The organism is Pseudomonas sp. L7 (assembly GCF_046605565.1).
Lineage (GTDB): Bacteria > Pseudomonadota > Gammaproteobacteria > Pseudomonadales > Pseudomonadaceae > Aquipseudomonas > Aquipseudomonas wayambapalatensis.
In genome coordinates, this window is the sequence record NZ_CP176784.1 from 2,090,896 (window position 1) to 2,111,887 (window position 20,992).

The 20,992-nt window shown below is 65.3% G+C and carries 13 protein-coding genes; 3 read left to right on the forward strand and 10 right to left on the reverse strand.

All coding sequences use genetic code 11. From position 1 onward, the window contains the following. The first annotated feature begins 103 nt into the window (after nt 1-103). Nucleotides 104-5,254 (forward strand): SpvB/TcaC N-terminal domain-containing protein, encoded by a 5,151-nt coding sequence (locus ACK3BK_RS09660; RefSeq protein ID WP_411384185.1) that lies wholly within the window; start codon nt 104-106, stop codon nt 5,252-5,254. A 105-nt stretch (nt 5,255-5,359) separates the two neighbouring features. Here the strand turns inward: ACK3BK_RS09660 and glgX are convergent, their stop codons facing one another. The 8 genes from glgX to ACK3BK_RS09700 all read right to left on the reverse strand — a co-directional run bounded on the left by glgX (nt 5,360) and on the right by ACK3BK_RS09700 (nt 17,440). After that, on the reverse strand, nt 5,360-7,513 hold the full coding sequence (gene glgX / locus ACK3BK_RS09665) for a glycogen debranching protein GlgX (protein WP_411384186.1): 2,154 nt from the start codon (nt 7,511-7,513) through the stop codon (nt 5,360-5,362). Between the two features lie 241 nt (nt 7,514-7,754). Then, entirely contained in the window at nt 7,755-8,018 is a 264-nt protein-coding gene (locus ACK3BK_RS09670; RefSeq protein ID WP_411384187.1) for a DUF2934 domain-containing protein, read from the reverse strand. 17 nt (nt 8,019-8,035) lie between these two features. Beyond that, the gene (locus tag ACK3BK_RS09675) at nt 8,036-10,810 is read right to left on the reverse strand and encodes a malto-oligosyltrehalose synthase (protein ID WP_411384188.1); all 2,775 of its coding nucleotides are present in this window, start codon (nt 10,808-10,810) and stop codon (nt 8,036-8,038) included. After that, the gene (malQ, locus tag ACK3BK_RS09680) at nt 10,807-12,876 is read right to left on the reverse strand and encodes a 4-alpha-glucanotransferase (protein WP_411384189.1); all 2,070 of its coding nucleotides are present in this window, start codon (nt 12,874-12,876) and stop codon (nt 10,807-10,809) included. Before malQ ends, ACK3BK_RS09675 begins: the two co-directional genes overlap by 4 nt. Next, nucleotides 12,873-14,615: a malto-oligosyltrehalose trehalohydrolase gene (treZ, locus tag ACK3BK_RS09685; RefSeq protein WP_411384190.1), complete on the reverse strand. Its 1,743-nt coding sequence runs from the start codon at nt 14,613-14,615 to the stop codon at nt 12,873-12,875. The genes malQ and treZ overlap by 4 nt, the downstream gene beginning before the upstream one ends. Nucleotides 14,616-14,630: 15 nt before the next feature. Further along, nucleotides 14,631-16,190, reverse strand: coding sequence for a glycogen synthase GlgA (gene glgA / locus ACK3BK_RS09690; protein WP_186669459.1), 1,560 nt, complete (start codon nt 16,188-16,190; stop codon nt 14,631-14,633). A 445-nt stretch (nt 16,191-16,635) separates the two neighbouring features. After that, nucleotides 16,636-17,094, reverse strand: coding sequence for an SgcJ/EcaC family oxidoreductase (locus tag ACK3BK_RS09695; protein ID WP_411384191.1), 459 nt, complete (start codon nt 17,092-17,094; stop codon nt 16,636-16,638). Nucleotides 17,095-17,272: 178 nt separating this feature from the next. Then, the gene (locus ACK3BK_RS09700; RefSeq protein WP_186669448.1) at nt 17,273-17,440 is read right to left on the reverse strand and encodes a DUF6026 family protein; all 168 of its coding nucleotides are present in this window, start codon (nt 17,438-17,440) and stop codon (nt 17,273-17,275) included. Nucleotides 17,441-17,644: 204 nt separating this feature from the next. Between ACK3BK_RS09700 and gnd the strand changes: the two genes are divergently transcribed. After that, nucleotides 17,645-18,628, forward strand: a complete 984-nt coding sequence (gnd, locus tag ACK3BK_RS09705; protein ID WP_186669446.1) for a phosphogluconate dehydrogenase (NAD(+)-dependent, decarboxylating) — start codon at nt 17,645-17,647, stop codon at nt 18,626-18,628. Next, nucleotides 18,625-20,130 (forward strand): glucose-6-phosphate dehydrogenase, encoded by a 1,506-nt coding sequence (gene zwf, locus ACK3BK_RS09710; RefSeq protein ID WP_411384192.1) that lies wholly within the window; start codon nt 18,625-18,627, stop codon nt 20,128-20,130. The genes gnd and zwf overlap by 4 nt, the downstream gene beginning before the upstream one ends. A 176-nt stretch (nt 20,131-20,306) precedes the next feature. Here zwf and ACK3BK_RS09715 read toward each other — a convergent pair whose 3' ends face one another. Both ACK3BK_RS09715 and ACK3BK_RS09720 read right to left on the reverse strand, forming a co-directional pair. Further along, nucleotides 20,307-20,684, reverse strand: coding sequence for a glycine zipper domain-containing protein (locus ACK3BK_RS09715; protein WP_186669443.1), 378 nt, complete (start codon nt 20,682-20,684; stop codon nt 20,307-20,309). A 75-nt stretch (nt 20,685-20,759) separates the two neighbouring features. Then, nucleotides 20,760-20,939, reverse strand: coding sequence for a hypothetical protein (locus tag ACK3BK_RS09720; RefSeq protein ID WP_186669441.1), 180 nt, complete (start codon nt 20,937-20,939; stop codon nt 20,760-20,762). Nucleotides 20,940-20,992: the final 53 nt, after the last annotated feature.

Below are 20,992 nucleotides of genomic sequence, written 5' to 3' on the forward strand. Positions count from 1 at the left end.
GCTCGCCTTTGGGTTATGGGCGGTCGGGAGTTCTGAAGTGACTGTGCAGTTTAATGCTGCGCGTCATACATAAGTAGATTGGAACTGGTCACAGGAGGGGCTCATGCCCGACTCATTGGATGGGTATTCACACGAAAACCAGGCTGCTGCTTCGGGTCAGGCCCCCGCGTCCGCGAGGGAAGAGGGCGGCGCTCCCTTCTACACCCCCCCAGCCCTGCCCAAGGGCGGTGGCACGGTCTCGGTCGGTGGCGGCATGCTCTCGGCGGGTGGCCCGGACGGTGCGGCGGGTTGGCAAATGCCCCTGCCATCGCCGGCTGGTCGTGCGCTGTCGGCGGAACTGGCGTTGTACTACTCCTCTGGCGGCGGTAACAGCGCCTTCGGCGCCGGCTGGGATTGCGACCTGCCGGCGATCTTCTGCATGACCCGCTTCGGTTTCCCTAAATACGACGGCAACGACCGAATGGTCGGCCCGTCCGGGGAGGAAATCCTCAAGGCCGGTGCACCCCATGACCGCACAGCCTTGCCGTTCGCCGAGGCCTCTGGTGGTGAGACCTACAGCGTCACCCCTTGGTGCCTGCGCAGCGGCGCGCCATCGCAGCGTCTTGAGCATTGGGTCGTCAAAGGCGCTGCGGCTGACCCTGGTTTCTGGCTGCACTGGCAGCCCGATGGCAGCCTTTCGTTGTTCGGCTGGTCGGCCTCTGCACGTCTGCGCGATCCCGCAGCCCCTGAACGTGTGGCGGGCTGGTACCTGGAGGAGCGCGTTTCGGCCCGTGGCGAGCACCTGGTGTACCGCTATCGCGCCGAAGACGACAAAGGCTGCAGCGACCAGGAGCTCAAGGCCCACCCGCAGGTCGCCAACCTCTATGCCGATACTGTCTATGCCATGAACGCCACGCCTTCGCAGGCGCTGCTGATTCCCCAGGACGGCTTCGACGAGACGGATTTTCTCACCTTCACCCAATTCGACTATGGCGAGCGCGGCGCCGACCCCGAGCGGGTGCCTGGGCTTGCGCCGGAGCAGGATTGGCCGGTGCGCGACGACTGCCATTCGTTCTGGCGCTATGGGTTCAACGTGCGCATCCGCCGGCTGTGCCGCGATGTGCTGCTCTGGCACCGCACCGCACGCATGAACGGCGAGGCCGACGACACGCCAGAGCTGGTGGCACGGCTGCACCTGCAGTACGACAGCGGCCCGGTCTGCAGCATTCTGGTGTCGGTGCAACAACTGTCGAGCGTATCCGACTGTCGCTTGCCGCCGATGGAGTTCGAGCTGACCCGACCTGGCAGAGCTACGCCCGGTTGGGAAGCGGTGCCAGCGCTCGACGGCTTCTGGGCCCCTGCATGGCAGATGGCCGACTTGCAGGGTGAAGGCGTGCCAGGGCTGTTGTACCGGGATCGGGGCGCCTGGCATTACCGGCCGCCGATGCGCCCGGACAAGGCCCGAGGCGCGGCGCAGGATGCGATCATCTGGGGGGCGCCGCAGCTCTTGCCCAAGCGTCCGGCCGATAGCACCGGCAGCCTGACCGACCTGGATGGCGATGGCCGCCCCGAGTGGTTGATCACCGAATCGGGAATGCGTGGCAGTTTCACGCTGGCGCCCGACGGTATCTGGGGGGCGTGGAAACCGCTGTTGGGCTTGCCCAGCGAGTATGGCCATCAGGCTGCGCAGATGACTGATCTCACCGGCGATGGCCGCTCCGATGTGGTCATGCTGCGCGCCCTCGGCCCACGGAGCGTACGGCTATATCCCTCCGCAGGCGCCGACGGCTGGCTGGCGGCGGTCACTGCAGAGTACGCGGGGCGCGAAGCGCTGCCGTCACTGGATGGGGCCGACCGGCAACTGGTCGCCTTCGCCGATCCTGCCGGCAGTGGCCAGTCGCACCTGCTGCGCATCACTGGCGACAGTGTGACGCTCTGGCCCTCCCTGGGCTATGGCCGGTTCGACGAGGCCATCAGTATCCCGGGTTTCAAGGTGGAGGATTTCAACGCCTCGCGGGTGTTCCTCGCCGATACCGACGGTGCGGGCACCACCGATATCCTTTACCTGGAACCCGCCCGTATCCGTGTGTTCATCAGCCAGTGCGGCAACCGTTTCGTCGAGGGGCCTGCGATCGAGATGCCGCAGGGGGTGACGCTGGACAGTGAAGCCCAGCTGCAGGTGGCCGACATCCGTGGCCAGGGGACTGCCGACTTGCTGGTGACGGTGCCGGGCCATGGCCCTGAAAAAACACCCCGCAGTTGGCTGTACCGCTTCAACGACCACCGGCCGTGGTTGCTGTCGACCATCGTCGACAACATCGGCAACCGCACCGAGTTGCAGTACCGCAGCTCGGCCCAGGCCTGGCTCGACGAAAAGGCCGAGCAACTGGCCCGCGGCCAGACGCCGGTCAGCTACTTGCCGTTCCCGGTCCATACCGTGAGCCGGATCACGACGATCAATGAAATTACCGGTTTGTGCATGGGGCGCGAGACCACCTATCTCGGCGGCGTGTGGGATGGCCGCGAACGTGAATTTGCCGGGTTCAGGCGCCTGATCCAGACCGACACCCATGACATGGTCCGGTCGATGGCCGCCCATCTGTCGCCGCCCTCGCGTACCTGCACCTGGTTCTACACTGGGGTGGAGGCGCTCGATGCGGTGGCTGACGACGCCTTTGTCGACATGGATGCCCGATTCCCTCAGGCTCCACCGCGTTTCACCCAATGGCGTGACGATGCAGAGGAGGCGCTCGAGGTAACGGGGGCGCTGCGCGCCTGGTTGTACCGCGCGGTCCGTGGCCAGGTCATGCGCAGTGAGGTGTACGGGGAAGACGGCCATCCGCGTGCCGGCAACCCCTACAGCCTCGAGCGCTCGCGCCTGCAGATCCGGGCCTTGGCCAGTGCCGATCCTCAGCGACCGAGCGCGCTGGTGACGCCAATCCAGCAGCTGGCATTCAGCTGCGAACGGGTGCCGCAGGACCCGGTGGTCGCCCAGACGCTCGTTCTCGCCCAGGACTTGTATGGCAACGTGCTGCAAAGCGCTGTCGTCAACTATCCGCGTCAGTTGCGCGAGGCGGACCTGGTCAAGGAGGAGGGTGAGCGGCAGATCTATCCCGACAGCTTGCCGGCGGGCTTGATCGAGGCAAGTTGCGATGAGCAGCAGTACGACTGTTGGGTCAATCTGACCCGCTCCCGCGTGCACAATCTGGTCCGTGGCGATGACTTTGTCATCGGTCTGGCGGATGGCACGCGCCGGGATGTGATCAAGCTGGCGGCCAGCGACGTGCCCATGGACGGTTTCAGTGTAGAGAACCTGGCAGTGGATGAACTGCTGATGGCCGATCCGCAGAGGACGACGCTGGTCGGCTACGAGAAGGCGATCTGGCGGAAAGCCGATGGCTCAGGCGCCGCTACGGTCCCTTCGCGTCAGGCACTGCTGGCCTATACCCGCACGGCGATGCTCGACAAGGCTTCACTGGATGTCCTGCGGCCGACCTTCGAGCAGACCTTGGGCAATCTGGTGGAGCAGGCGCTGGCCAACCCGAATGCCGACCCGGCAGTGCTGCGCCGGGTGCGCGATCGCCTGCCGCACGTGACGGCGGTTGCGACCTCGTACTCACTGCTGATGGCTTATCTGCAGTGCTCGCCCCAGGACGAGCAGGCGCTCGGGATTCTGCGCGCAGCGCTCAAGACCGTGATTTCGGTGGATGCCTTGCGCGAGCGGCTGTACCAGGCCGACGCTGCGGTGTTGCCGGAGGGCTTGCAGGCGGCGTTGCGCAAGCAGAGCCGTGTGGCCGATGCGGCCCTGCCAGCGGTGGTGGCATGGTTCGCCGGCCAGGCGCAAGGCAGTGCGGATCTGCAGCGCCTGCATGGCGCAGTGGCGGACGGACTGGCCGTGACCGGTGCTGACAGCGTGTTCTGGCGAGTCGTGCTGGCCAATCTTGCGATGCGCGGTGGTGATCCATCCCACCCATTCCAGCTCCAGGCATGGTTGGCAGACGTCCAGCACTTGCTGGACACCCGGGTGCAGGCCGAATCCCTGACCGAGCTGCTCAAGCGCGGCGGCTATGTCGCCATGAGCCGACCGGAGGATGCCGAAGAACTGGCCGAGCCGCACGATCCCTCCGATACAGGCGCGCCGTCGATTCCGTGGTCGCCGCCAGTCGAAGAGGCGTACTGCGGCCACCACGGCATTTCGGAGTATCGTGGCGCCGAGCATTTCTGGATGCCCGACACCGTCCAGGAAAGCACGGTGACGGGCCCCAGCCAACTGCAGTACAGCGCCCATGACATCGCCGTGTGCAAAGTGACCGATGCTGCCGGTCTGACCTCCACTGTCGAGGTGTATGACTGGCGCTTCATGCAGCCAGTGCAGATCAAGGACGCCAATGACAACACCCACACCAGCAGCCTCGATGCTCTGGGGCGGGTGATGCATACCCGTTTCTATGGTACTGAAACCCCGGCAGGCAGCGATGAAGCCGTCATGAGCGGCTTCTCCCCCGATGCTGCCTTCACGCCCCCTCGCACGGTCGAGCAGGCCGTGGCCCTCAACGAGAGCAAAGGGGTGCCGGTGGCCATGGCATTCACCACCGTGGTCGACAGCTGGATGCCTTTGGCGCTGCAGGCCGATGGTCGTGTCGTGGGCACCCGCCGTTGCGGTGCATTGGCCTGGCAGCGGGATGCGCAGCGTTTGCGTCGGGATGGCATAGAGGTGTCTGGCGAGCTGTTCATGGCCGGGCGCACGCCACCCCATGTGATCCAGATCCAGCCCGACCGTTATGACAACGATCCCGAGCAACAGGTGCGCGTGCAGGTGTCGCTGACAGGCGGCTCGCAGTTGTTGCAGGTCGCCATCCTCAATCCGGGCGGCGAGGCGTTCGTGCGTACCGAGGAAGGAGGCCTTGCCCAGGATCAGGATGGGCACGCGGTGTCGGCTCACACCGAGGTGCGCTGGGCGGTCACCGGCAAGACCGAGTTCGACAACAAAGGGCAGGCGGTTCGAATGTGGTTGCCGTTCTACCTCGACGACTGGCGCTGGGTCAGCGACGATAGTGCGCGTGAAGGCATCTATGCCGACACGCATTTTTACGATGCGTTGGGCCGCCAATGCAGGATCGTGCGCGCCAATGGCGAGGATGTCGAAGGCGAGTGGGCGAACTACGAGCAGCGCGTGCAGGTATACCCCTGGTTCAAGGTATCGGAAGACGAAAACGATACCTGGCAGGAGGTCATCGAGCGGGCACGGCTCAAGGCGCGCAGTACTTTGCATTGAGGCGCCGGCCTCGGGCCATCGATGTGGCTCGAGCAACGTGCCGATGGGCTGCCGGGCAGCCCATCGGCAATGGTCACGCGGGCGGGGGCGGGTATCGCTGGCTGGTCATTCCTCTTCGCGCTGCAACACCAGCAACAGCACCGAGCGGCCCTGTACCTCGAACAGGCTCTCGAACGCCAGGTGCTGTGCCTTGCGCAACTGCGGCCGATCGGTATCGACCAGGCAACTCCAGTGTTCGCCTTCAGGTACGCTCGGCAGCTTGAACGGCACCACGTCATGGTGCGCATTGACGATCAGCAGCACCGTCGCTTCCGCTCCTGGCCGGGCAATGCCGCTGACTTGCGCGCGGCCGTCGATCAGCATGCCCAGGCAACGCCCGTGCGGGTCTTCCCACTGCTCCACGCTCATCTCGCTGCCGTCGGGGGCGAGCCAGGTGACGTCCTTGACCCCGATCGCTTCGTTGTAGTCGCCGACCAGGAAGCTCGTACGGCGCAGCACCGGGTACTGCAGCCTGAGCCGGGTCAGACGCTTGACGAAGGCCAGCAGTTGCGTGCCGTCCTCGTCAAGGTCCCAGTTGACCCAGCCGATCTCGCTGTCCTGGCAGTAGGCGTTGTTGTTGCCATGCTGGGTGCGGCTGAATTCATCACCCGCGACGATCATCGGCGTGCCTTGGGACAGCAGCAGCGTGGCGAAGAAATTGCGCATCTGGCGCATGCGCAAGGCATTGATCTGCGGGTCGTCGGTGGGGCCTTCGACGCCGCAGTTCCAGGACAGGTTGTTGCTGGTGCCGTCCTGGTTGTTCTCGTCGTTGTCCTCGTTGTGCTTCTCGTTGTACGAGACCAGGTCGCGCAGGGTGAAACCATCGTGGGCGGTGATGAAATTGACCGAGGCGTAAGGGCGCCGGCCGCGGTTGTTGAACATGTCGCCGGAGCCTGTCAGGCGCGCGGCAAAATCGGCCAGTTGGCCCTCGTCACCTTTCCAGAAGGCGCGAGCCGTATCGCGGAAGCGGTCATTCCATTCCGCCCAGCCGGGGGCGAAGTTGCCCACCTGGTAGCCGCCGGGGCCGCAGTCCCAGGGCTCGGCGATCAGCTTGACGCTGCGCAGCAGCGGGTCCTGGCGGCAGGCGACGAGGAAGCTGTGACGTTCGCTGTAGCCGTCGTGATAGCGGCCCAGGATGGTCGCCAGGTCGAAGCGGAAACCGTCCACATGCATCTCGCCTGCCCAATAGCGCAGTGAGTCGGTGACCAGTTGCAGTACGCAGGGGTGGCTCAGGTCGAGGGTATTGCCGGTGCCCGAATCGTTGATGTAGAAGCGTTTGTCGTCAGGCATCAGGCGGTAGTAGGAGGCGTTGTCGATACCGCGCATGGACAGGGTCGGGCCACGCTCGTTGCCCTCGGCGGTGTGGTTGTAGACCACATCGAGGATCACTTCCAGGCCCTTCTCGTGGACGTGCGCGACCATCTCCTTGAACTCGGCGATCTTGCCACTGGCCAGGTATTTGGGATGGGGGGCGAAGAAGGCCAGGGTGTTGTAGCCCCAGTAGTTGTTCAGGCCCTTGTCCAGTAGGTGCTGGTCGTTGACGAAGGCGTGCACGGGCAGTAGCTCGATGCTGGAAACGCCCAGGTCCTTGATGTGGGCCAGCAGCTCGTCGTTGGCAAGCCCCGCGAAAGTGCCGCGCAGATGCTCGGGCACTGCCGGATGGCGCATGCTGATGCCACGGGCGTGGGCTTCGTAGATGACGGTCTGCTCCCAGGGAATCTGCACCCGCTGGTCGCGACCCCAGGTGAAGGCCGGGTCGACGACCTTGCACTTGGGCACGAAGGGGGCGCTGTCGCGTTCATCGAACGACAGGTCGTCGTCGGGGTGCCCCAGGGTGTAGCCGAACAGCGCCTCGGACCATTTCAGCTCGCCCACCAGTTGCTTGGCGTAGGGGTCGATCAGCAGTTTGTTGGCGTTGAAGCGGTGACCGTTCTGGGGCTCGTAGGGGCCGTGCACGCGATAACCATAGACCAGCCCCGGATGCGCGTCGGGCAGGTAACCGTGGTAGATCTCGTCGGTGTATTCGGGCAGCTCGATGCGCTCGAGCTCGTTTTCGCCGGTCGCGTCGAAGATGCACAGCTCGACCTTGGTGGCGTTGGCGGAGAACAGCGCGAAATTGACGCCCAGTCCGTCCCAGGTGGCGCCGAGCGGGAAGGGCAGGCCCTCGCGAATCCGGGTGGGCGCGACGGAACGGGTTTTCTTCGGCGTGCGTGGGTTCATGGCAGTCCTCGTCGGGCCAGGTGAATTCAATTCGGCTGTGGGAGCGGGCTTGCCCGCGAAAAAAAGACACCGCGCTGCCTGGCACGGGCTATGCCCGTGTTCGCGGGCAAGCCCGCTCCCACAGGGACAGGCTTGCCTTTGGATTTTGAACAGGACAGCTGTTCTCACAGGGAGGGGCTGGCCTTTGGGTTTTGAACAAGGCAGCTGCTCCACAGGTCTTGGGTTGAACCGCAGGCGGATATCAGCCGGCGGCGGGCTTGCGCGGCGCCCGTGGTTTCTTCTCGGCCACAGGCTTGCCCGCCGGCAGTGCGGCGGCCTTGGGTTCGGCAGGCGCCTTGGGCTTGGCCGGGGCCTTCTTGCGTGGTGCGGCCTTGGGCGCCAGGGCCTCGGCTTCGGCCAGCTTGTGGGCCATCTCCCAGTGGCGCTTTTCCTGGCCTACCGGTTTACCCTCCGACTCCCAGATCTGGTAGGCGAATTCGCGGATACGCTTTTCATCGACACTCATTTCGACGCTCCTGAAGTTCATGCATGTTCAATCAACAGGTTGAGCGGAAATTCCGACAGCACATTGCTCAGCATCAGCTCCCTAGTAGGGCTGACAGCGGTGTGTGCGAAAAGTCCCGTGCAAGTGGCAGGCGACAAGGCAAACGGCAGGATCAGCCGGGTATCGTCCCAGTTCTGTGCTGGGATCAGGGGGATCGGGGCCTCGTCCAGCAAGCTGCTGGCCAGCCGTGGCACGATGACGATGGCACGCTCGCCCTCACCGAGGCGGGCGAAGGCCAGCACCTTGTCGGCGTGGCGACCCTGGGCGTTGAGCGGCAGGTAGGCACCGCGCAGGAACAGCTCGGGATGCGCTTGGCGCAGGTCCAGCACGCGGGCGATCAAGGCCTGCTTGATGCGTCCGTCGCGCCAGTGTTCAAGCAGCTCGGCCTCGGGCAGGCTGGCGTCGAGGCTGGCGCGTCTTGCCGGGTAGTCCACGGGGCGGCGGTTGTCCGGGTCGACCAGGCTCAAGTCCCAGTATTCGTTGCCCTGGTACAGGTCGGGAACACCCGGCGTGGTCATGCGCAGCAGGCACTGGACCAGGCCATTGAGCGCACCGGGGCAGGCGATGCGCGCGGCGGCGTCGGCGAGCGAGTGGCGCAGTTGCTGGTTTTCGCTGTCGAGCAAGAGGCCATCGAGGTAGCGGGCGCAGGCCTGTTCGTAGCGCTCGTTGGGGGCGGCCCAGCTGCTGCGCAGCTTGGCTTCGCGCAGGGCTTTCTGCTGCCACTGGCGCACACGTTCGGCAAAGTGCTCCAGGCCCTGCGGGTCATCACGGCTTAGCTCCAGCGGCCAACTGGCGAGCAGGGTCTGGAACAGCAGCAACTCATCGCCGGGGCTGGGTGCCAGGCCGTCTTCGAGGGTTTCACGCAGCGGCTCGGCCAGTTCGCGCCAGTGCTCGACGCGGCTGGTGAGCCACTGGCTGTGTTCACTGAGCACCGCCAGGCGCGCGCGACAGTCTTCGCCGCGCTTGTGGTCGTGGGTGGCAGTGGCCAGCAGGTTATCCGGGAAGTCGCGCAGGCGGCGCTGCGCTTCGTTGTGGAACTGCGCAGGTGTGGTGCTGAACCGCTCGGCCTCGAAGCCCACGTCGTTGCGCGAGAGCAGGCGGGCGCTGCGGTAGAACGCGGTGTCCTCGACCGCCTTGGCGGCGCTGGGTGCGGTCAGTTGCTGGAAGCGCACGCACGCATGGCGCAGGTGCTTGCGGGCACGGCCGACAGGCAACTGACGCCAGGGCTGTCCGCCGAGCCAGCGCTCGAAGTGTTCGAGCAATGGCCAGTCGGCTTCGCCGAGCGACTGCCGGGCACCTTCCAGGGCGCGCTGGAAGAACGCCTCATCCTGCTGGGGACGGCCACAGGCATTGATGTAGGTGCGGTACACCGGGTAGTGCTCGACCAGCGCCTGCAGGGCACGACGGATTGCGCCGAGGGTGAGGTCGCGGGTCATCAGATCGTCGCGGGCGACCTGCAACAGCGCCTGGGCCACCGACTCGCAGTCACCGGCCAGGCTGGCATTGAGTACCAGACGTCTTGCGATGCGCACTTCCTCGTCGAACTCGGGGCGCTCGCTGACGTTGCGCCAGAGGTCGGTCAACGGCACTTCGCCGGACGGGTCGTGCTGAAGCAGCGAGACCTGGTTCATGAACTCGTAGCCGGTGGTGCCGTCGGTGAGCCAGTCCTGGTGCAGGTGCTCGTCGGCACCGAGGATCTTTTCCACGTAGATCGGGAAATGCTCGAGTGCCGCTTCTGGTGGACGCAGGACCAGCAAGTGATCGACACGGCGGCGCAGGTTGCGGCAGTAGCGGCGAGGGTCGGCCAGGCCGTCGATATGGTCGATGCGCAGGCCATCGACCAGGCCGCGAGCGATCAGCTCGAACAGCTTGGCGTGGGTCGCTTCGAACACCGTCGCTCGCTCCACACGCAGGCCGCCGAGTTCGTTGATGTCGAAGAAACGTCGCCAGTTGATGTCGTCGGCGGCGGTGCGCCAACTGGCCAGGCGATAGGTCTGGCGCTCGAGCAGCAGGTGCAGGCGCTTGAAGCCCGCTTCGCTGTGGCTGTCGAAGGCGGCCAGGGCCTGCTCCAGGTGAGCGCCCTCGCGTACCAGGCGGGCCAGTTCCGCGTGCAATGGCAGGCTCTCGGCCAGTGGGTCGGTGGAGTCGCCCAAGGCGCCGAAGCGCGTGCCCAGCGCCTGCAGCGAGGGGGCATCGCTCTGGCTGAGGATCCGTCCGTAATCCAGAGGACAGATCGGGAAACGGTGCTCGTAGTGCTCGATCTGCAGCACCCCGTGCTCAGCGTCGAAGGTCAGCGGAATCTCGCCATTCTGCAGGGCGATGCCATAGTCGTTGCCCAGGAACGGCAGCAGCAACTGGCCAGCCAGCAGCGGGTCGCTGGAGTGCCACTGGATATCGAAGAATTCGGCGTAGGGGCTGCGCCGCCCCCAGGCCAGGAGGCTCTGCCACCAGGGGTTGTCGGCACCGCCCACGGCCATGTGATTGGACACGGTGTCGAGGATCAGCCCCATGCCGTGCTGGCGCAGCGCGGCTACCAGCCGCTGCAGCGCCGCTTCGCCGCCCAGCTCGGGATTGACCTGGGTCGGATCGACCACGTCGTAGCCGTGCCGGGAGCCGGCGCGGGCCTTGAGTATGGGCGAGGCGTACAGGTGACTGATGCCCAGTCGGGCGAAGTAGGGCACCAGTGGCACGGCATCGTCGAGGGTGAAGTCGCTGTGAAACTGCAGGCGCTGGGTGGCGGTCAAGGGCTTCATCGGTCGCGCTCCCAGGCTTGTTCGCGGGCCTGCGCCAGCAGTTCCAGGCGACGTGCGGCATCCTCGTCGTCGAGCAGTTCGCTGACGGGCAGGGCGAAGCGTCGACGCCAGTTGGGGTGGCCGTCGGTGGTGCCAGGCAGGTTGGGTTGTTCGTCGCTGCCGAGCAGGTCTTCGAGTGGGACCAGCACGAGCGGTGCGCGGGTGTGGCCGACATAACGGATGGCGGTGTCGATCAAGGCGTCGTTATCCTTCAGAGGGCCATAGTTCGCTTCCAGGCTGCGGCGCAGGCCGTGAATCTCCTGCTCGCGCTCATGCCGCCAGTGCAGTTCGGTGGCGGCGTCGATCAGTTGCAGTCGGTGGTTCCAGTCGATGTCCCGTGCTCGCAGCCAGCCGGCCAACGGGGCGAGGTCGTGGGTGCCGGTGGTGGCCAGGGCGGTATCGGGCCAGTCGAGGATCGCCTTGAAGTGGCCGGGCGAGGTCTGCTCGAACGGCAGCACGCGCATGCCCAGCACGCCCTTGTCCGCCAGTTGCTCACGCAGCCCGGGCGGTACGGTGCCGAGGTCTTCGCCGAGGATCACCGCCTGATGGCGTGTCGATTCGAGCGCCAGCAGGCGCAGCAGGTCTTCGACGGGGTAGTTCAGATACGCCCCCTCGCTCGGCTTGGCGCCGCGCGGGATCAGCCACAGGCGGCGCAGCCCCATCACGTGGTCGATGCGCAGGCCGCCGGCGTGGGCGAGATTGGCTCGCAGCATTTCGATGAAGGCACGGTAGCCGTTGCGCTTGAGGCCGTCGGGCGAGAAGGCGCAGATGCCCCAGTCCTGGCCGGAGCGGTTGAGGATGTCGGGCGGCGCGCCGGCCTTGAGGTCGGCCAGCAGTTCGTCCTGGCGGCTCCAGGCCTGGCTGCCGGCACCGTCGGCACCCACCGCCAGGTCAGCGATCAAGCCGATGCCCATGCCGTTGCTGCGCGCGGCATCCTGGGCGCGTTGCAGGCTGCGCTCGGTGAGCCATTGGCAGAAGGCATGGAACTCCACCAGCGCCGGGTAGGCCGCAGCCATGGCCTGCACTTCCGGCTCATCGGGGCTGCGCCAGGCGTCCGGCCATGCGCGCCAGTCGGCGCCCAGGCCTTGCTCCACGGCTTCGGCCTGCAGCACTTCGAAATGGCAATGGTGCTCCAGGGCTTGGCCAGCGGACTGGCGAAAACTGTCGAAGTCCGGGCGCAGGGGGTGTTCGCTCTGGCTGAAATCTGCATACAGCGCCTTGAGCAGCTTGTGCCGCACATCGGCCGCGCGCGGCCAGTCGACCAGCGACGTCTGCTCCAGGTCTTCGAGGCTCTGGGTCAGGCCCGCAGCTTCGGCCGCCATGCGCACCTCGCGCTCGCCGAGCAGTACCGAGGGGCTGGCGTAGAGGGTGTTGAGCAACAGGCGGCTGGATGGTGAGTAGGGGCTGAAGTGCTGTTGGTCGTACATCGACAACGCATGGATCGGGCTGATCGCCAGCGCATCGGCGCCTCGCTCTGCCGCACTGCGCGCCAGTTGCTCCAGGGCCAGGCAGTCGCCATAGCCACCGTCACCAGGGCGGCGCAGGCTGTAGAGTTGCACGGCCAGGCCCCAGCAACGCGGAGGGTGTTGCTCGGTGCCGTCCTGCAGGCTGTGGCAACGCGGCGGCGCGACGGCGATGGTGACCTGTCGGTCATCGATTTCCAGGCGGTGGTAGCCGATAGGCAGTTCGCCGGGCAGTTGTGCCAGTGGGTCGAGGGTCAGCGCGTGCACGCTGCCGTCTTCCTGGGTGCAACGTACCGGGCTGTTTGGGCTGAACCAGCGTGCCAGGGCCAGCGGCTGGCCAAGGTCGGCGGTGAGCAGTGGCGGCAGGTGCTCGCTGTCCTCGAGCTGCTCCAGGGCGGCCAGGCTGCACGCGATGGCAGCGTCATCCTCGGCCGGATGGCCAAGCCCTTGCAGAACCCGGCGCAGAGCCTCGTCAGATACCTGCTGGGGACGATCGTTCGCGTCTATCCAGTCGCGGGCAAGGCCCGCGCGGGCGGCGAGACGGTGCAGGGGCATTTCGCTCATGGCGTCTCCAGGCGAGAGGGAAGCAGGCTGACCACGCAGCTGTACGCGGCCAGGGTGGAGTCTGGATGGGCGTTGTCACTGCTGTCGAACAGGCGTGTATCTATGCCTGGCAAAGTAATGGGCTGCGCAGATGCGCCAAGGTTCAAATCGATGCGCAACTCGCAGCCGTCGCCCAGTCGCCAGCGGGCGCTGAGGGCTTTGTCGCCGAGCACTTCGACGCCCAGTGCGCGGCTGCCCACCAGGCGCGGGACGATCTGGCGATGGCGGATATCCAGCAGTTGGTGATAGAGGCCGTGCCAGCCAGCGAGCACCTGTGTGTTGACCGGGCGTGAGGCTTCGAAGGTTTGCAGGGCGTTGGGGTCGGGTATGTGCGCGCGCTTCTCGGGGTCGGCGAAGGCTGCGAAGTGGGCGAATTCGCCGCGCCGACCTTCGCGCACGGCATCGGCCAGCTCATCGTGGAAATCGGTGAAGAACAGGAACGGCTGGCAGCTGCCTTCTTCGTCACCCATGAACAGCAGCGGGATCATCGGCGCCAGCAGCAACAGGCCGGTGGCGGCCCGCAGCGCCGGGGGCGGGCACAGGCGGCTGAGACGCTCGCCAAGGGCGCGGTTGCCGATCTGGTCGTGGTTTTGCAAGAACAGTACGAAGGCACTCGGTGGCAAGTGAGCGCTGGGCTCGCCGCGGGGTGTGCCATGACGATTGGGCTCGCCCTGAAACACGAAGCCTTCGCTCAGGCAGCGGGCCAGTTGCTCGATCGGGCGGTGCTTGTAGTCGGCGTAGTAGCCTTCGGTCTCGCCCGTGAGCAGCACGTGCAGGGCGTTGTGGCCGTCATCGTTCCACTGCGCGTCGAAGCCTTGCTCAAGCAGCGCCGCTTGGTTGTGTTCGTTCTCCAGCACCAGCCACACTTCGCGGCCCGGCTCGACAGCGGCGCGCACGCGGCGGGCCAGTTCGACGAGAAAGTCCGGCTGGTCGATGGCGTGCACGGCGTCCAGGCGCAGGCCATCGAAGCGGTAGTCGCACAGCCACATCAGGGCGTTCTGGATGAAGAACTCGCGTACTTCTGCACGGCGAAAGTCGATGGCGGCGCCCCAGGGGGTCTGGCGGTCTTCACGGAAGAACCGGCTGGCGTACTGCGGCAGGTAATTGCCGTCAGGGCCAAAGTGGTTGTAGACCACATCGAGCATCACCATCAGCCCGTGGCCATGGGCCTGGTCGATTAGTGTGCACAATTGATCCGGGCTGCCGTAAGCGTTGTGCGGGGCGAAGGGCAGGGCGCCGTCGTAGCCCCAGTTTCGCTCGCCGGGGAACTGGTTGATCGGCATCAGCTCGATGGCGGTGATACCCAGTTCTGCCAGGCGTGGCAGCTGCTGGGAAACACCTGCATAGCCGCCGAGCAGGCCCACGTGCAGTTCCTGGATCACCGCCTCGTGCCATGGGCGGCCGCGCCAAGGGTGCTGCCAGCCGTAACGCTGGAGATCGACGACTTCACTGGGACCGTGCACGCCGTCGGGCTGGTAGCGCGACGCCGGGTCGGCCACCTTCAGGTGGCCGTCGATCCTGAAATGGTAGCGATCACCCGCCTGGCAGGGAGCGATACCGCTGAACCAGCCATCTCCCTCGGACAGCAGCTCGACAGACGGCTGCCGCTCGATTTCCACGCTCACGTTGCGCGCATCCGGCGCCCAGAGGGCGAAGCGCGCCGACGTGGCGTCCAGTTGCTGTGCGCCATGCCTGTGCATCTTCGTAGCCCTCGTTCAGTAGTGGCGGCTGCGTGCCTGGCAGACCAGTTCCTCGTAGAGGCGAGCGTAGGGTTCCACCGCCTGACACCAGTTGAACGGTTGGGTCATCGACAGGCACCGCATGGCATTGAGCAGGTCTTTCTTGCCGTGTACGTAGAAGGCGCGGTTCAAGGCTTCGCGGTAGCTCTCGGCGCTCGACTCGTTGAACAGGAAACCCGTGACGCCATCTTCGATGGTGTCGGCCAGCCCACCGGTATTGCGTGCCACCGGCAGTGAGCCGAAACGCTGTGCGTACATCTGGCTCAATCCGCAGGGCTCGTAGCGCGAGGGCATCAGCAGGAAATCGCTGCCGGCGAACATGCGCCGGGCATCGGTTTCGTTGAAGCCGATGCGCACGCCGATGCGACCAGGATGGCGCAGGGCCAGATCGCGCATGGCCTGTTCCTCTTCCGGCTCGCCGCGGCCGATGATCGCGATCTGCCCGCCTTGCTGGACGATGTCGGCGGCCACGCTCAACGTCAGGTCCAGGCCTTTCTGGTAGACCAGGCGCGAGACCACGGCGAACAGCGGCCCTTCGGACGGCTCCAGGCCGAACAGCTCGCGGACCTGCTCGGCATTGCGCGCCTTGCCTTCCCAGTCGTTGATGCTGAAGTTGTGCAGCAGATGGGTGTCGGTGGCCGAATCCCAGCTCTCGTCGATGCCATTGGGGATGCCGCCCAGCAGGCCTTGCTGGGCCTTGCTGGCGAGAAAGCCGTCGAGGCCGCAACCGAACTCGGGCGTGGTGATCTCTCGGGCGTAGGTGGCACTGACCGTGGTGATGTGGCTCGAGTAGGCAAGCCCGGCCTTGAGGAACGACAGCTTGCCGTAGAATTCCATGCCTTCCTGCTGCATGGCATGGTCGGGAATGGCCAGCTCCGGGCTGCAGCCTCGGCTGTAGACACCCTGGTACGCCAGGTTGTGGATGGTGAACAAAGTCGGTGTATTCAGGCCGCGCCAGTGCATGTAGGCAGGCGCCAGACCGGCTGGCCAGTCATGGGCGTGCACCAGATCGGGGCGCCAGTGCGCCATTGCATCGCCTGCGGCGATCTCTGCGGCGGCCAGGCCCAGGCGGGCGAAACGGATGTGGTTGTCCGGCCAGTCACGGCCATTGTTGGCACCGTATGGGGTGCCTTCGCGCTCATACAACTCGGGGCAGATCAGCACGTAGATGACCAGGCCATCCGGCAGGTCCATGCGCCCGATCTTGCACGGCGGAAGCGCAGCATGGCCACCGAGTTCGCCAACGATGTGAATGGGGTTGTCGCTATCGACCACTTGCGGGTAGCCGGGGATCAGCACACGCACATCGTGCAGGTGTGACAGCGCCCGGGGCAGGGCGGCGGAAACATCGCCCAGGCCGCCCGTCTTGACCAGGTCGGCGATTTCGGAGGTGACGAACAGCACCTTGCGCTTGTGCGGATTGTTGCGGCGCGTGGTAGCGGGTGCCTTGCCTGTCGTGGCGAAGCCAGGTGCAACAGGCTCGCGATTTTCCAGGTTGAATGATTCTGCGTGAGGCTCGACAGCGGCACTGATCATACTTCTCTCCGTCCCTTGTTCATGCGGGTGCTGGCACCCGTTACGTTTATCTCGTATCTGTTCTCGCTTTGGCTTTCAGCATCTTCGTAGTGCATTCCTTGCCCCATGGTCGTGCGCGCAGGCACAGCGCGAGCGGCATTCCGGCCGAACAGGCGCCTGGACAGTGTGGGGTGGGCGGGCTGACGCGTGAGGAAGTCCCTTTGCGTGGCCTACTTACTTCCTGACCTGCCCGTGTTTCGGAAAGTTCGACTTGATTGCGTCACTGGTTTTCGGAGCAAAACACGGGCCGAATCCGCAGTGTAGGGGACGAAAGGTAGGCAGGATGACCCGCTGGTCACTATCTGCATGACCGTTGATCTGCGCAAACGTTGGCGCACCAAAGCCGCAGCGACATTGCGTTGCTGCGGCGCAACAGGCATCCGTTGGGCGGGGAATGCGGGCAGTGTCAGGTGGTCGGCAGCAGCGAGGAATGGTGGTGGTGGATCAGCCACTGCTGGCCATCCCAGCGGTAGGTGAAGGTGTAGCGCGCAGCGACCTGTTGCCCGGTCTTGGCGAAGTCGAAGGTGTACAACCCGGCCAGTGTGGCTTTGTTGCAGGTCTGGCTCAGGTGATGAGTGTCGAGCTTGCCGGAGGGCTGGTCGGCGAGGAAGTGCTTGAAGTAGTCGAGGCGCTCGACGGTGGTCAGGCGTGGGGCTTTGGAGACCGTCGGCAGCAGCACCGCATCGTTTTCGTACAGTTTGGCCACTTGCTGTGGATCGCCGCTGCGCAGGCTGTCGTTCCAGCGTTCGAACAGCGCCAGGGCTTGTTTCTCGTCGAGCTGCTGGCACGGCTGCGGCGCGGCGTGCGCGTGCAGGCTGAGGCTTCCCAGCAAAACGAGCGGGAGCCAGTACGTCAGTTTGTTCATGGGTGTTTTCCACGCGAAGCAGGCACCGGAATGGGCCCGCGGCGTCGCTCAATCTAGGTAGCCTGAGATGAGACCTATATAGGAACAGGCGACTATCTTTGAAGGCATTTTCGCTGGTTAAGGAGGCGGGGTACGACAGGGCGCCGCGTGCGCAGGGGCTGCGCGGTGCGGCGAAAGGTCAGCGTCCGGCAGCCTTGTTGCCCAGGCGGGCCTGTTCGAGCAACAGGTTCAGCTCGGCCACCTGTTGCCGCAGTTGGTCGCGCTCGTCCTTCAGTTGGCGCAGTTCGTCGCGGCGCACGGTGACATAGAGGGTCTGGGGGGGAGTGGCAGGCATGTAGGTACCCATGAGCACACCTCGCAGTTTGGCTGGTGACAGTGACAAGCGTAGACGCTTCGTGCGGCGCGCATTCTGAATTCTTTCCCCGCCCTTGGGAACTTTTTTGTTTATGGTGGTCACGCCGTTCGTCGGTGAACCCTCGTGCGGTACGCTGGACTAACCTGAACACCTGAATCGCGTTCGTCATCCATTTCGCAAGGGGAGCATCGGCACATGCAACTGGGAATCGTCGGGCTGGGCCGCATGGGCGGCAATATCGCAAGACGGCTGATGCGCGCAGGCCACCAGACCGTGGTACATGATCGCAACCGTGAGGCCATCAGCGCCTTGAGCGACGAGGGTGCCCTGGGGGCCCACGACCTGGGCGCGCTGGTACAGAAACTCAAGGCGCCTCGGGCCGTTTGGATCATGCTGCCGGCGGGTGAGCCCACCGAGCAGACCATCACCCAGCTCGCCGAGCTGCTGGAGCCGGGCGACGCGATCATCGATGGTGGCAACACCTTCTACAAGGATGACGTGCGCCGCGCTGCTCACCTGTCAACGCGTGGCCTGCACTATCTGGACGTAGGCACCTCCGGTGGGGTCTGGGGCCTGGAGCGCGGCTATTGCATGATGATTGGCGGCGAGAAGGGTGTGTTCGAGCGGCTGGAGCCGTTGTTCAAGGCGCTGGCCCCGGGTGTGGGTGACATTGCACGTACGCAGGGGCGCACGGGCGAGCCTGGGCGTGCCGAGCATGGCTACATTCACGCCGGCCCGCCCGGTGCCGGGCACTACGTGAAGATGGTGCACAACGGTATCGAGTACGGCCTGATGCAGGCTTATGCCGAAGGTTTCGACCTGCTGCGCAGCAAGGGCGGCCCCGAGCTGCCCGAGGACCAGCGTTTCGACCTGAATGTGGCAGAGATCGCCGAAGTCTGGCGGCGTGGCAGTGTGGTCACTTCCTGGCTGCTCGACCTCACCGCCGATGCGCTGGTTGCCGATCCGCACCTGGCCCAGTTCAGCGGTTCGGTGTCCGACAGCGGTGAAGGGCGCTGGACCATCGATGCGGCGGTCGAGCAGGCGGTGCCGGTGCCGGTGTTGTCCAGCGCGCTGTTTGCCCGTTTCCGCTCACGCCAGCAGCAAGGCACCTTCGGCGACAAGGTGTTGTCTGCCATGCGCCTGGGCTTTGGCGGCCATGTCGAGAAGAAGGGTTCATGAGCAAACAGACGATTCCCGCAGCGCCGCCTTGCACGCTGTTCCTGTTCGGCGCCAATGGCGACCTGGTCAAGCGCCTGCTGATGCCGGCACTGTACAACCTCAGCCGTGACGGTTTGCTGGACCGCAACCTGCGGATTGTCGGGGTCGACCATAATCACGCCAGCGCCGAGCAGTTCGCCGAGCGCCTGCACGACTTCATGATCGAGCGCGACAAAGGCGGCGAGGGGGCGGGCAAGTGTCTGGACGAAGGGCTGTGGTCGCGCCTGGCCAAGCGCCTGGACTACCAGACCGGCGACTTCCTGGACCCTGCGACCTATTCGGCGATCGGCAAGCGCATCGCCAAGACCCGTCACGGCAACGCTATCTTCTACCTGGCCACTTCGCCGCGTTTCTTCCCAGAGGTGGCCCAGCGCCTGGGCGAGGCCGGCTTGCTCGACGAGTCTGCGGGCGGTTTTCGCCGGGTGGTGGTGGAGAAGCCGTTCGGTACCGATCTTGCCAGTGCCGAGGCGCTCAACGCCTGCCTGCTCAAGGTGATGAGCGAGCGGCAGATCTATCGCATCGACCATTACCTGGGCAAGGAGACGGTGCAGAACATTCTGGTCAGCCGCTTCTCCAATGGCCTGTTCGAGTCGTTCTGGAACAACCACTACATCGACCACGTGCAGATTACCGCCGCCGAGACGGTCGGTGTCGAGACGCGTGGCGCGTTCTACGACAATACCGGTGCCTTGCGTGACATGGTGCCCAATCACCTGTTCCAGTTGCTGGCGATGGTCGCCATGGAGCCACCGGCAGCCTTCGGCGCCGACGCCGTTCGCGGCGAGAAGGCCAAGGTGATCGGTGCTATCCGCCCCTGGTCGCAGAAGATGGCGCTGAAGAACTCGGTGCGGGGGCAGTACGTGGCGGGCAAACAGGGGCGCAAGCGGCTGGCCGGTTATCGCGAGGAAAACAATGTCGACACGCAAAGCCGCACTGAAACCTACGTCGCGCTCAAGGTGATGATCGACAACTGGCGCTGGGCGGGTGTGCCGTTCTACCTGCGTACCGGCAAGCGCATGAGCGTGCGCGACACCGAAATCGCCATCTGCTTCAAGCCTGCACCTTACGCGCAGTTCCGCGAGTCGGAGCTGGAGCGACCCAAGCCCAACTACCTGAAGATTCAGATTCAGCCCAATGAAGGCATGTGGTTCGACCTACAGGCCAAGCGCCCCGGGCCTGAACTGGTGATGGAGAACGTCGAGCTGGGTTTTGCCTACAAGGACTTCTTCAAGATGACCCCGGCGACCGGTTACGAAACCTTGATCTACGACTGCCTGACCGGTGACCAGACGCTGTTCCAGCGGGCCGACAATATCGAGAATGGTTGGCGTGCGGTACAGCCATTTCTCGACGCCTGGGCCAAGGGGGGCGAAGTGCACGAGTACGAGGTGGGTGAGGATGGGCCCGAGGAGGGCAATGAGTTGCTGAGCCGGGACAAGCGCGAGTGGCACCGCCTGGGCTGAAAGACGGCTGAGCGTCTTGTTCACAATCTAGAGGCCAGCCCAATCCCTGTGGGAGCGGGCTGGCCCGCGAACACGGGCGCAGCCCGTGCCAGGCTGCGCGGTGTCTTTTTCGCGGGCAAGTCGGGGCGCCGAGCCGCCGCTCCCACACGTACCGCTCCTGCAGGCGAGTGCGTCAATCAGTGGCGACGGTGCTTCTTGTTCTTGTCGCCCAGGTGGTTGCCGATCGCGCCGCCGGCTGCGCCGCCAAGGCCGGCGCCGATGGTCGAGCCATTGCTGCCGCCAAGTTTGCCGCCCACCAGCGAGCCGCCGGCCGAACCCAGGCCGCCACCGATGGCTGCTTCGGTGCGGTTGCCCTTGCGTGCGCCAACGGCGCTGCCGGCTGCGCCACCCAGGCCCGCGCCGATGGCGGCGCCGGTGCTGCCGCCGATCTGTTTGCCGACGACGTTGCCCAAGGCACCACCCAGGCCGCCGCCAATGGCTGCGGTACCGTCACCGGCGAACGCTCCCTGGCACAGCAGCAGGCCCAGGGCGAGGGAAGGCAGAGTCAGACGCATGATTTCATGAACCTCGAAGGAATCATCAGGGTTGAATGCCGCAGGTGTGCGGCGGATAGGGATTGGGCAGACGCTTCAGCGGTAATAACGGTCACGGTAGCGACGATCGTCGTCATCGCGATCATCGCGGTGATGATAACGGTGACGGTCGCGGTCGCCGTCACGCCAGCCATCGTCATCATGGTGGCGATGGCTGTGGCAACCGGCGAGGAGCACGACGGCGGCGATCAGCGAAACACTGGCAAGGCGTGGCATGGCGATGGAAATCCTTGATCCGCAAGGGTTTACGGGACAACTGCTGAGACCGG

Excerpts from the sequence above, each read along its gene's own strand:
- ACK3BK_RS09720 (WP_186669441.1), bottom strand. The coding sequence starts at position 20,939 with ATGCCACGCCTTGCCAGTGTTTCGCTGATCGCCGCCGTCGTGCTCCTC.
- ACK3BK_RS09675 (WP_411384188.1), bottom strand. The coding sequence starts at position 10,810 with ATGAAGCCCTTGACCGCCACCCAGCGCCTGCAGTTTCACAGCGACTTC.
- ACK3BK_RS09715 (WP_186669443.1), bottom strand. The coding sequence starts at position 20,684 with ATGCGTCTGACTCTGCCTTCCCTCGCCCTGGGCCTGCTGCTGTGCCAG.
- zwf (WP_411384192.1), top strand. The coding sequence starts at position 18,625 with ATGAGCAAACAGACGATTCCCGCAGCGCCGCCTTGCACGCTGTTCCTG.
- glgA (WP_186669459.1), bottom strand. The coding sequence starts at position 16,190 with ATGATCAGTGCCGCTGTCGAGCCTCACGCAGAATCATTCAACCTGGAA.
- ACK3BK_RS09670 (WP_411384187.1), bottom strand. The coding sequence starts at position 8,018 with ATGAGTGTCGATGAAAAGCGTATCCGCGAATTCGCCTACCAGATCTGG.
- gnd (WP_186669446.1), top strand. The coding sequence starts at position 17,645 with ATGCAACTGGGAATCGTCGGGCTGGGCCGCATGGGCGGCAATATCGCA.
- glgX (WP_411384186.1), bottom strand. The coding sequence starts at position 7,513 with ATGAACCCACGCACGCCGAAGAAAACCCGTTCCGTCGCGCCCACCCGG.
- ACK3BK_RS09660 (WP_411384185.1), top strand. The coding sequence starts at position 104 with ATGCCCGACTCATTGGATGGGTATTCACACGAAAACCAGGCTGCTGCT.
- malQ (WP_411384189.1), bottom strand. The coding sequence starts at position 12,876 with ATGAGCGAAATGCCCCTGCACCGTCTCGCCGCCCGCGCGGGCCTTGCC.
- treZ (WP_411384190.1), bottom strand. The coding sequence starts at position 14,615 with ATGCACAGGCATGGCGCACAGCAACTGGACGCCACGTCGGCGCGCTTC.
- ACK3BK_RS09700 (WP_186669448.1), bottom strand. The coding sequence starts at position 17,440 with ATGGGTACCTACATGCCTGCCACTCCCCCCCAGACCCTCTATGTCACC.
- ACK3BK_RS09695 (WP_411384191.1), bottom strand. The coding sequence starts at position 17,094 with ATGAACAAACTGACGTACTGGCTCCCGCTCGTTTTGCTGGGAAGCCTC.